The 11,789-nt window shown below is 40.5% G+C and carries 9 protein-coding genes; 7 read left to right on the top strand and 2 right to left on the bottom strand.

Annotation, left to right across the window (positions count from 1 at the left end):
• The coding region (locus BM095_RS15445; protein ID WP_143083243.1) for an RNA-guided endonuclease TnpB family protein at window positions 1-340 on the top strand (340 nt) is incomplete at its 5' end.
• Window positions 341-455: 115 nt separating this feature from the next.
• Here the strand turns inward: BM095_RS15445 and BM095_RS15440 are convergent.
• The gene (locus tag BM095_RS15440) at window positions 456-1,649 is read right to left on the bottom strand and encodes a cation:proton antiporter (RefSeq protein ID WP_091663952.1); all 1,194 of its coding nucleotides are present in this window, start codon (window positions 1,647-1,649) and stop codon (window positions 456-458) included.
• A 120-nt stretch (window positions 1,650-1,769) separates the two neighbouring features.
• Here BM095_RS15440 and BM095_RS15435 point away from each other — a divergent pair, with 120 nt between their 5' ends.
• From BM095_RS15435 to BM095_RS15420, 4 genes are all read left to right on the top strand, one after another.
• On the top strand, window positions 1,770-3,944 hold the full coding sequence (locus BM095_RS15435; protein ID WP_091663949.1) for a DNA topoisomerase III: 2,175 nt from the start codon (window positions 1,770-1,772) through the stop codon (window positions 3,942-3,944).
• Window positions 3,945-4,209: 265 nt separating this feature from the next.
• A complete protein-coding gene (locus BM095_RS15430; protein ID WP_091663946.1) occupies window positions 4,210-5,628 on the top strand; it encodes a DEAD/DEAH box helicase in 1,419 nt (472 codons plus the stop codon).
• 174 nt (window positions 5,629-5,802) lie between these two features.
• Window positions 5,803-7,701: an ABC-F family ATP-binding cassette domain-containing protein gene (locus BM095_RS15425; RefSeq protein ID WP_091663943.1), complete on the top strand. Its 1,899-nt coding sequence runs from the start codon at window positions 5,803-5,805 to the stop codon at window positions 7,699-7,701.
• Window positions 7,702-7,774: 73 nt separating this feature from the next.
• A complete protein-coding gene (locus BM095_RS15420; RefSeq protein ID WP_091663940.1) occupies window positions 7,775-8,551 on the top strand; it encodes a TerC family protein in 777 nt (258 codons plus the stop codon).
• Between the two features lie 65 nt (window positions 8,552-8,616).
• Here the strand turns inward: BM095_RS15420 and BM095_RS15415 are convergent, their stop codons facing one another.
• The gene (locus BM095_RS15415) at window positions 8,617-9,279 is read right to left on the bottom strand and encodes a superoxide dismutase family protein (protein WP_091663938.1); all 663 of its coding nucleotides are present in this window, start codon (window positions 9,277-9,279) and stop codon (window positions 8,617-8,619) included.
• Between the two features lie 155 nt (window positions 9,280-9,434).
• Here BM095_RS15415 and BM095_RS15410 point away from each other — a divergent pair, with 155 nt between their 5' ends.
• Both BM095_RS15410 and BM095_RS15405 read left to right on the top strand, forming a co-directional pair.
• The gene (locus BM095_RS15410; RefSeq protein ID WP_091663935.1) at window positions 9,435-9,635 is read left to right on the top strand and encodes a hypothetical protein; all 201 of its coding nucleotides are present in this window, start codon (window positions 9,435-9,437) and stop codon (window positions 9,633-9,635) included.
• A 282-nt stretch (window positions 9,636-9,917) separates the two neighbouring features.
• Window positions 9,918-11,774 carry a cation:proton antiporter gene (locus tag BM095_RS15405; RefSeq protein WP_091663933.1) on the top strand — a complete coding sequence of 619 codons (1,857 nt, stop codon included), beginning with the start codon at window positions 9,918-9,920 and terminating at the stop codon, window positions 11,772-11,774.
• Window positions 11,775-11,789: the final 15 nt, after the last annotated feature.

The following is an 11,789-nucleotide window of genomic DNA, read 5'->3' as shown; positions in this document are numbered from 1 at the left end:
CCACGACATCATTGGCATCGAGGATTTGCAGGTGTCGAACATGGTAAAAAACCGCCGCCTTTCAAAAGCCATTCATGAAGTTAGCTGGTCTCTCTTCCGTACGATGCTGGAATACAAAGCCGATTGGTATGGCAAAAAAGTCGTTGTCGTTCCAAGTAACTTTCCATCCAGTCAGCTATGCTCCGAGTGCGGATACCAGCATAAAGACGTCAAAGATCTCGCCGTGCGTGAATGGGAGTGTCCTTCGTGCAGAGCTCATCATGACAGAGACCTTAACGCCAGTAAGAATATTCGTAAAGAAGCCTTACGATTAACCGAAGGGACGTCGGGGATCGCCTAATCCATATCTGCTCCATAGAGCGGAGTTCTTAGGAATCTCCCACTTCAAGCAAAGCTAAGTGGGAGTAGTTCAAGATAATAGTTCATCCTGTCAGTTCTCAGTCTTTCTTAATATGTTAATCACCAAGCTTTTCTTTTAACGGATAAAAAGTGAGACTTTGAACAATAAGAGAAAGCATGATCATCATGAAAGCCCAGGACAGCAGACCATCATCGGAGCCGCCTGATTGGCCAGTAATACTTAATAACAGTGCAAGTGACATTGTGCCTTTGATGCCACCCCATGTTACTAGGGTGATGTCACCATTGGTGTAAGATTTCCGCCACGGTTTAACACTTTTAATCGTTGCCAGTAGAACGATTCCCCGTACAATAACTGATAGAAGAAATCCGATAATAACAAAAAGAAGACCATCCATTTGAATAAAATCAATACTCTCGATGCCAATGAAGACAAAAACGATAGATAGCAAAAATGGTTCCATAATTCCCCAAAAGTTTTTTAGGTCGCGTCTTAATTCCTTCTCCTCTTCTTCTTCTTTGTTAGTCAACTCTTTTGCCAGCAAAAGGCCGCTGACTACTGTAGCAATTACTCCAGAAACGCCGAGGGCTTCTCCGATATAAAAACTTCCATACGCAAGTAGGATTGTTAACCAGACCTGGTAGACGTGAAAAGTAATTTTGTGGATCCCTTTTGCGACAAACCAACTGATCAACAATCCAACGATTGCTCCACCAAGGGCAGTATAGAAGAAGTCCAAAATGAATGTCCCTATATGAAGAGATTGACTGCCGAAGTAATATCCGCTAAACAAGCTGAAAATAACTACACTTGTTCCGTCATTTAATAAAGATTCTCCTTCTATCGTCTCGGCAAGATGATGTTTATCGTTGCCCTGGGTTAGAATGGAAACGACCGTCACGGGATCCGTAGGTATCAATAGAGAGGAGATAAGCATAGCGCCAGCCAATGAGACACCAACCAGTAGTTGGCCGGCAGCATAAAGTGCGAATCCTAACATGACTGCAGTGATGGCAATGCAGACGGTACCTAATGTAACAATGATAGCAGCTTTTCTTTTTAGTTGGTCTTGAGGGAACTGGTACGCAGAAGTGAACAGCAGAGCGGGTAAAATCCAATGAAAAATAAATTCTTTCGTTAATTCCATGGAGGAAAAGTATGGAAATACAGCAAGGAACATACCAGCTGCTATTAAGATAATTGGGGCAGGAAATTTCTTCTGGTTTTTGTCTAGAGCGAACACAAAAAATCCAATGGCAGCAATAGTCATTAATTTATAAGCGTCCATTCCTATGTCTCCTTCTTACAGATACTTACAGATCTATTAGCCTAAAGAACAAGCCATCAAACATTGTTTCGGAATATGCTATGATTGGCAAAGAAAAGTAACTTTAGAAAGGGTTTTTTTATGAATAAATCGTTGATACTTGCAGAAAAACCTTCTGTTGGAAAAGATATAGCAAAGGTAATGAACTGCCGGAAGCAAGGAAACGGCTTTCTAGAAGGGGATAAATATATTGTGACATGGGCATTTGGTCATTTAGTTACCTTGGCAGAGCCTGAAGCTTATGAGGCTCGTTATAAAACATGGCGTCTTGAAGATCTTCCTATGCTGCCATCTCCGTTAAAGCTTTCTGTTATCAATAAGACTGGTAAACAGTTCCGCACCGTAAAAGCACAATTAAACCGGAAAGATGTTAGTGATGTGGTTATAGCGACCGACGCAGGGAGAGAAGGAGAGCTCGTGGCACGATGGATACTTGAAAAAGCGAAAGTAAAAAAGCCTATAAAACGGCTTTGGATTTCTTCGGTAACCGATCAAGCTATAAGAAAAGGATTTCAGCAGCTGCAAGAGGGGAGAAGGTTCGACTCTTTATACGAGGCGGCTCAGGCAAGGTCAGAGGCGGATTGGTATGTCGGAATGAATGCGACAAGAGCACTAACGGTAAAACATAATGCCTCCTTATCTTGTGGCAGAGTTCAAACACCAACATTGGCAATGGTGCATGAACGGGAAGAAGAGATTAAATCATTCCAGCCCGCTTCTTATAAAAAAGTTTTCGTCACATTAGGTAATGGACTACATGCATGGTATCAGGATAAACGTGGAAATAATCGTATATTCTCTGGCGTAGATGCAGATAAAATATTAGAAAATGTAAAAAGCGAAAAAGCAGTAGTTACTAAAGTGAAGAGGAAAAAGAAAGTGGAACCCACTCCTCTCTTGTATGATTTAACAGAGATCCAGAGAGAGGCTAATAATAAATTTGGTTTCTCAGCAAAGGAAACACTAAATACATTACAAAAATTATATGAAAACCATAAAGTTTTAACATACCCGCGGACGGATTCGCGTTACCTATCTTCAGATTTAATCGATACGATACCTGAACGTTTGAAATCATGCGATGTAAAGCCATTCTCAAAGAATGTCTTGAAGATAAAAAAAGAGAAGTGGTCGATGGCCAGAACGTTATTTAATGATCAAAAAGTATCGGATCATCATGCTCTTATTCCTACAGAAGTGGCACCAGTCTTTTCTAACATGTCAGACAGAGAGAAAAAGATTTACAATTTAGTGGTCCAACGATTTATTGCTTCCTTTTATCCTGCTGCCGAATATGAGATAACAGACATTGAGACCAAAGTAAAAGAATATGACTTTGTGTGCAAAGAGAAGCAATTGACAAAGTTAGGATGGAAAGAAATTTACGAAAGGTCACCAAATGAAAAACTAGGAGGCGCCTTACCTCAAGTAGAAGAAGGTGCAGCTCTCTCCATTAAGCAATCGGGGACAGAACATGGAGAGACTCAACCGCCTTCTTCTTTCACGGAGGCTTCTCTATTAGCAGCAATGGTAAACCCGGAAAGGTTTATCAAAGAGAAAAATAAAAAAGACTTAGCTAAAACTTTAAAATCCAGCGGCGGGATAGGTACAGTTGCTACAAGAGCTGATATTATTGAAAAACTTTTAAATCACTCCATGATAGAGAAAAAAGGTAAATATCTTCACACCACTTTAAAAGGCAGACAATTACTCACATTAGCACCAGAGGAACTGGTTTCGCCTGCTTTAACGGCGGAATGGGAACAAAAATTATTAGAGATAGAAAGAGGGAACATTCATAAGGCTTCTTTCTTAAAGGAGATAAAACAGTATACTCAGGATGCCGTGCAAAGTATTAAGCAAAGCAAACAGTCATTTAAGCATGATAACGTGACAGGAACTCCTTGCCCTCATTGCGGAAAATTACTCTTAGAAGTTAAAGGGAAGAATGGGAAAAGAAAAGTGTGTCAGGATAGATCATGTGGGTACATAAAGAACATTTCGAAAACAACGAATGCACGCTGTCCTCAATGTAAAAAGCGGATGGAGCTCCGAGGGGAAGGAGAAGGGCAAATTTTTGTCTGCCGATGCGGACATAAAGAAAAAGTAACAACATTCAACGAGCGACGAAAACGGGAAAAACAAAACAAAGCTTCGAAACGAGACGTAAATAAATATTTAAAGTCACAGGACAAGGAAGAAATGAAGAATCCGGCATTAGCTGAAGCTCTAGCCAAGCTTAAAGGAAAAGATTAGTATTATAACTCGCATTTACACAAAGAACGTGCTATGATAGGATCAATGGTTTGAAGGTACGTGATTTTTTAGAATGAGAAGATGCTGGTTTTGAAGCAGGCTGCATTCCGTTCCATACCGGAATGCAGTTTTTTATTGTTTTAGTAATTAATGTTTGGAGTGTGCATCAAGAATTCTTAAAAATGATGTTTTTCTTTATTAATTTTCATGAAATATATAAATAAGGAACAACCTAAACCTAAAAAGAAAAAAGGAGTCATGTATAGTGGCATTATTTACAGAGTTACAGCTGGATGAACAAATTTTAAAAGCAGTAAATGAAATGGGATTCGAGGAAGCAACTCCCATTCAATCAGAAGTGATACCGAAAGTAAAAGAAGGAAACGATATCATTGGACAAGCACAAACGGGGACAGGTAAAACAGCTGCATTTGGAATTCCTCTTATTGAACAGATGAATACCGAAGAAAAACACCCGCAAGGATTAGTGTTAGCCCCAACAAGAGAGCTAGCTATCCAAGTAGCAGAAGAAATAAATCGTCTCGGTCGGTTTAAAGGGGTAAAAGCGTTAGCTGTATATGGAGGACAGGAAATTAGCAGGCAAATTAAAGCACTAAAGAGACATCCTCAAATTATTGTGGCAACGCCTGGTCGATTTATGGATCATATGAGAAGAAGAACAATTCGTCCTGCTTATATGAATATGGTTGTTCTGGATGAGGCCGATGAAATGCTCAGTATGGGTTTCATTGAAGATATTGAGACGATACTCGCAGAAGTCCCGGAAGAAAGACAAACGTTATTGTTCTCCGCCACAATGCCTAAGCGTTTGCAATCTGTGACAGAAAGATTTATGGAGAACCCAGAATCTGTAAAAGTAAAAAGTAAAGGATTAACTGTATCTAATATTGAGCAGAGATATATCGAGGTACCAGAAAAGCAAAAGTTTGAGACGCTCTGTCATCTGTTAGATATTACTCCTCCTGAGCTTGCGATCGTATTTGGCCGTACGAAGCGAAGGGTGGATGAACTGTCTGAAGCCTTGTCTCAGCGCGGTTATGCTGCGGAAGGGATACATGGCGACTTGAAGCAGGAACAGCGTGATAAAGTACTGCGGAAATTCAAGAACAAAACCATTGATATTCTTGTCGCTACTGACGTTGCGGCTCGTGGTTTAGATGTTAGCGGGGTCACTCACGTATATAATTTTGACTTACCTCAAGATCCAGAAAGCTATGTCCACCGTATTGGCAGGACAGGGCGAGCAGGTAAGGAAGGGATTGCATTTAGTTTCGCAACTCCAAAAGAAATTTCCCATCTTAAATTTATAGAATCAACGACGAAGAAAAAAATGATCCGTCAGGACATTCCTACTTTTCGCGAAGCGATGCAAGGTAGATATCAGCAAGCTGTCGATAAGCTCCTTGAAACTGTAAAGAATGAAGATATAGAGGAACTCGAGCATACTGCTAAGACACTGTTAAGCGGGTATGACCCGGTTACTCTCGTAGCGGCTGCTTTAAAAATGAACACGAAAGAACCAGACCAAGGAACCATTAAGCTTACGGAAGAAGCATCGCTTAGACCGAAAAAGAGCCGAGGAGACCGCAACAGAGGCGGCGACCGACGCGGAAGAAATAGAGGATTTAGAGGAAACCGAGGGAATAGGAAAAAGAGAAGGTAAATGAGAACAACACCAATTATGGAATGCCTGTCACCCGAATGAAGGGATAGGCATTCTTTTTTGCGTTTTCGAATATCGTTACAGAGAATACAGGGACTGTCTCAACCGCTCAAGGTCTCGGTGGAGAAAGCGAATATGATAAAATGACAAGATAGTGATAAAGGGGGCTGGGCTATGAGCATACTACGTGCTGAAGAACTATATAAAACATACGGGGAAAAAGAATTATTCAAATATATATCTTTTGTCGTGGAGAATAGAGATCGAATAGGTGTAATCGGCGTGAATGGCACGGGGAAATCTACTCTGTTAAAAGTGATTGCTCAATTAGAGAGCGTGGAATCAGGAAAGTTGTATCATGCAAACGATCTTAAAATCGAATACTTGCCGCAAGAACCATACTTAGAAGAGGAACTTAGTGTGTTAGAACAAATATATTATGGAGATTCCCCATTAATGAGAGCGTTACGGAAGTATGAACAGGCTCTTTACGAACTGAACCAAATGCCAGAGGATCAAGGGACTCAAGAGAAATTTCTTAAAGCACAACAAAAAATGGATGAAGAAGAAGCATGGGAAGCAAATACTACGGCTAAACAAGTACTTACTCGATTAGGAATTTATGACTTCACAAAAAAAGTAAAAGACTTGTCTGGAGGACAAAAAAAACGAACAGCCATAGCAAAAGCGCTTATCCAACCAACAGACTTACTTATTTTAGACGAACCGACGAACCACTTGGATAGCGAGTCTATTGAGTGGCTGGAGGAATATTTAAGTCATTACAAAGGAGCTATTTTACTTGTCACTCATGATCGTTATTTTTTGAACCGAGTGACAAATCGAATTTTTGAACTCGATCAAGGGAATTTATACATCTATAAGGGTAACTATGAATTATTTTTAGAAAAGAAGGCAGAAAGAGAAGCGTTAGCGGAACAACAGGAAGCGAAACGTCAAAATATATTGCGTACGGAATTAGAGTGGCTGCGCCGAAGCCCGAAAGCCCGAGGAACGAAACAGAAGGCTCGGAAAGGTAGAGCGGAAGAACTTAAAGACCAAAAAGGACCAGAGAAGAAAGAGTATATTGACTTTGCTGTTGGCTCAAAACGTCTAGGAAAAAAGGTCATTGAAGCTGAAAATATATCGATATCGTTTTCTGGGTCAAACATTATATCCGCTTTCACATATACTATCTCGCCTAACGAGAGGCTGGGGATCGTCGGACCAAACGGCAGTGGGAAGACTACTCTGTTAAATATTTTAGCCACACAAATTGCACCAGACAGTGGAACCATCGATATTGGTACGACAGTACAAATTGGCTACTATACGCAAGAAAACGAGAATTTAGATGAAGGGAAAAGGGTTATTGAGTATATTAGAGACATTGCAGAAGTCGTGGAAACAATACACGGACGCGTCATCACAGCAGAACAAATGCTTGAGCGCTTTTTGTTTCCGAGGCCTGTCCAATGGAACTATATTCACCGCTTATCAGGTGGGGAAAGAAGGCGTCTCTATTTACTGAGCATACTCATGCAAGAACCTAATGTGTTATTTTTGGATGAGCCGACTAACGATTTAGATACAGAAACATTAAGTATTTTAGAGACTTATTTGGAAGATTTCCCTGGGGCTGTAGTGACAGTTTCGCATGACCGGTACTTTTTGGATCGAGTCGTAAATAAGTTACTTGTTTTTGGTAACGATGACATCAATACTTTTTACGGAAATTATTCGGAGTGGCTGGAACAGAGAAGAAGTAGTACAGATCCTGTTACGGAAAAGCACAAGGACAAGCATTTACAGTCAGAGAAACCTTTAAGCTCCACGCGATCAAGAAAAAAATTATCCTATAAAGATCAGCAAGAGTGGAATGGCTTAGAGGATAAAATTACAGAATTAGAAAATAAAAAAAAGGAAATGGAACATCACATTGCTGAGGCAGGAAGTGATTTTGAGAAAGTGGAGGAGTGGACGACAAAGCTTCAGGAAGTCGAGAAAGAGCTGGATGCAGCAATAGAACGTTGGACCGAGCTGTCTCTTCTTATAGAGGAATTAAACAACTAAATTGTTCTAGTATAAGATGCCCGGAGTGCTGGATAAAATAAACCAATCCAGCATGTAGGGGAGAAAGATAGTTATGGATGTACAATTGCTGCTAGAATATGGATGGGTATTAGTTGTCCTTGTTTTACTTGAAGGAATTCTTGCCGCCGATAATGCTTTAGTTCTTGCCATCATGGTGAAAAATTTACCAGAAGCTCAAAGAAAAAAGGCATTATTTTATGGGTTAGCTGGTGCCTTTGTTTTTCGGTTTATTTCTTTATTTATTATTTCTTTTATAGTAGACGTATGGCAAGTCCAAGCAATCGGGGCAGTATATTTGTTATTCATGTCTATTAACCACCTCGCACGGAAAGTTTGGTTGAAAAAAGAAAATTCTGCGGAAAATAAAGCTAAAAATAAGCCGAAACGGAATGCGAGCTTTTGGGGTACGGTATTTAAAGTAGAGCTTGCTGATATTGCGTTTGCTGTAGATTCAATTTTAGCTGCAGTGGCGTTGGCAGTGACTCTGCCAGATACTCCTCTTCCTTCCATAGGAGGATTGGATGGGGGGAAATTCCTTGTTATTTTAACGGGGGGATTGATAGGCGTTGTTCTGATGAGGATTGCAGCATCAGCATTCGTCAGGTTATTAAAAAAGAGGCCTGGTCTCGAAGTTGCCGCGTTTCTCATTGTGGGCTGGGTAGGGATAAAACTGTTAGTCTATACCCTGGCTCATCCTGCTTTGAGCATATTGCCTGAGGAATTTCCGGAATCCCCCATTTGGAAAGTTACATTTTACGTAGTTTTGGTTCTAATTGCTCTTGGTGGCTGGTTTCTCTCTGGTACGACAAAAGCAGCGGAGTCGCATTGAGGAAAAAAACGAAGGGGTATAGGGGTACAGAAGGCCAAAAGGGGAAGCTCTTTTGGCCTGTTTCGCTAGTTTACATTTGTTTTAATTACTCCGCAAGCAATACGTCCTCCTGCATCACCAGCTTTGAGTGTTTCTTCATCGGGACCGCCCTGCTTACTATTTTCAGAATGGTATCTCTCTGGTATGTTAGCAAAATTGTCAGGGTTTGCATGCACGATAACAGATCGATTTTCATGTGCTAGTTGTTTTGCGTCGAAGCGATCTAAGGCAGCCAACAGGTATGCCGAGCCATCTTCTAAGGCGTATAGAGGAAGCATATCTCCTGCGTGATCAGGATGGCTTGTGTCCTCTGGGTTATAATGACCGCCGGCAGAGGCAAAGGGACCTTCAGGATCATAAGGGTCACACATCCCATTTTCGTGAATATGGAAGCCATGGAAACCAGGAGTGAGACCTGATTGAAGCAAGCCCTCTACTAGGACAGATTTGTCTTTTTGGTAAAAGGCGACCGTTCCTATTACATTTCCGTCTATGTCATGCATGATAGCCTGAGCAGACTTTTTATCTGCCGGGTCTCGAACCTCAGCTACTACTTCCTGCGCTTCGTCGGATGAAAATTTACTGTTTTCCATGGTTTGACTAATTGGCGGATGATCTTTGTCATTCAGCTGACATCCCCCAATTACGAAAATAAGGGTGGAAAGGAAAAGAAACTTGTTGTATTTCATCGTGTTGACCTCCTTTCCCCCTACTTTTTCCAAAATGCTCCGGTTTCATAATTTATTACCAACTTTTTTTAAAAAAAGCTGATGGAATCGAGGAAATGAGTTATAATAAGAACGGATTAGCTAGGAACCTCTAATAAAAATGTAAGGTGATGTAATTGACGAACGTGTTAAAAGTGTTAAGTGGGATATGGTTCATCATCTTAGTAATGCAAATCGTGGCTGGATTTAGTTCCTACATAGCAAATTTGCCTGATTACTTAGTTATTGTTTTCATGCTGTTGTTTTCCGTGCCGGTAGTGTATGAGTTTAAAAAAGGAATTGAACGTGAGCTTGAAAAAGACTCACCTGAACAATAAATAGCAGGGCCTTAGATTAGGAGGCTCTGCTATTTTTTTAATGTTACTAAAAGGGTGCTCATTTTGCTTCAGCAATACAAGGGTCGGGGATCATCTTTATGTATGACAACCTGCACTTTTCATTATAATTTTATTAAAGATATTTTGTTTTTAAGAAAAAATTATCAAAATGGACAGCATAATCATTGATTGGGACAAGCAAAATAGTGTATTGTTTTAGGCCGAGATCAAGAATTTTATTCGTACGTCTATAAAAATCAACAAATAGAAAGGGCAGCCATTATGTTTGATTCTATCTTAACCCATCTTATGCTAATTGGCCTGTTAGGCATTGGTTCTCAGTGGTTTGCGTGGCGTTTTCGGATGCCAGCTATCGTAGTTATGTCGGTTGCAGGGCTATTGATCGGTCCTGTTTTAGGTATAATGAATCCACAAGAAGATTTCGGTAATTTGTTTAACCCCGTAATATCAGTAGCAGTAGCGATTATATTATTCGAAGGTAGTCTGAACTTAGATTTTAGGGAAATTAGAGGGCTTGGTAAGTCTGTCTTCAGAATTATTACGCTTGGCGCCTTTATTGCATGGATTTTAGGATCCCTTGCTGCTTATTATGTAGCTGGTTTGTCGTGGGCAGTTGCTTTCATTATTGGGGGATTGTTTATTGTAACGGGGCCAACTGTGATATTGCCTCTTCTACGTCAAGCCAAATTAAAACCCCGTCCTGCCGCTATTCTAAAGTGGGAAGGGATAGTGGTTGATCCTTTTGGCGCGTTATTAGCAGTGTTTGCCTTTGAAATTATCACTTTTATAACAATGGATTCTGTTACGGCTGAGTCATTGCTTTTATTTTTCTTGGCTTCTTTGTTTGCTGTGTTAATCGGAGTGGCTTCAGGAAAAGTCATAGGTGAAATGTTCGAACGCGGGTATGTACCTGAATTTTTAAAGTCACCACTCGTGTTTGCCGCAGTTATCGGTTGCTTTACAGTGGCAGACGAAGTGATGCATGAAACAGGTTTACTCGCCGTGACAGCGATGGGAATGACAATGGCGAACGTTCATACAGCATCATTAGCAGAGATGCGACATTTTAAAGAAAATATTTCAGTCTTGCTTATATCGGGTATATTTATTATGCTTACGGCATCTTTAGACAGGGACACGCTGATGCAGGTCTTTGATCCTAATGTCATTTTCTATGTCATTCTCATGTTAATTGTCGTTCGTCCGATATCCATATGGCTTTCTACCATAAACACAGAACTTACCTTTAAAGAAAAAGCATTAATTGGTTGGATCGCGCCGCGAGGGATTGTGGCACTAACTGTAGCGGGTTACTTTGAAAACGTGCTGACAGAGTCAGGACATTTAGATGCTCCTATTGTAACCCCCCTTACGTTTGCTCTCGTCTTTGCTACTGTCTGTGCTCATGGCTTCACCCTGGCTCCGATAGCCAAAAAGCTAGGATTATCACTTGAAGGGAAGCCAGGTGTACTCATTGTAGGAGGCAGCCGCTTCACGACGGAGTTTGCCAAAGTTTTACAGGAGTTGGATATCCCTGTCTTGCTTACTGATTCTTCTTTTGAACAGTTGTTTAGCGCTAAAAAAGCGGGGGTACCTTATTATAGAGGAGAAATTTTGTCAGAACAGACAGAGTACTATTTAGATATGACTCCATACGATAAGTTGATTGCCGCAACAGATAGGGATTCGTACAATTCGTTAGTAGCTACGACATTTGTGCCTGACTTCGGCCGTAATAATATATTTCAGTTCAGCTGGCATGTAGATGAGAAAGATCATCCTAATGATCTTGTGAAGCGAGCAGAAGCACAAATATTGTTTGAAAAAGGGGCTACGTACGAGGAATTAAATCAAAGAGTGAATGAAGGATATGTTTTTCGTAAAACAAAGTTAACAAAACAATACACCTTCGAACAGTACAGCAAAGAGAGAGAAAAAGGGAATATCATTTTGTTTGTATTAAAACAATCTGGAAAGCTAAATTTCGTTACGACTAGTTTTACTATTAAACCAGAACCAGGTGACACGATTGTTAGTCTATCACCAACAGGAAAAGAGAAAAAGAAAATCGAGGAAAAATTACTCTCGCAGCGAAAAGAACAAAGAGAACAAAAGTGAGAAAAATTACGAGTG

Origin of the sequence: Alteribacillus iranensis (genome assembly GCF_900113025.1) — a bacterium.
In the GTDB taxonomy this organism is placed as follows: Bacteria; Bacillota; Bacilli; order Bacillales; family Marinococcaceae; genus Alteribacillus_A; species Alteribacillus_A iranensis.
This window is presented reverse-complemented; position numbering and strand designations above follow the sequence as displayed.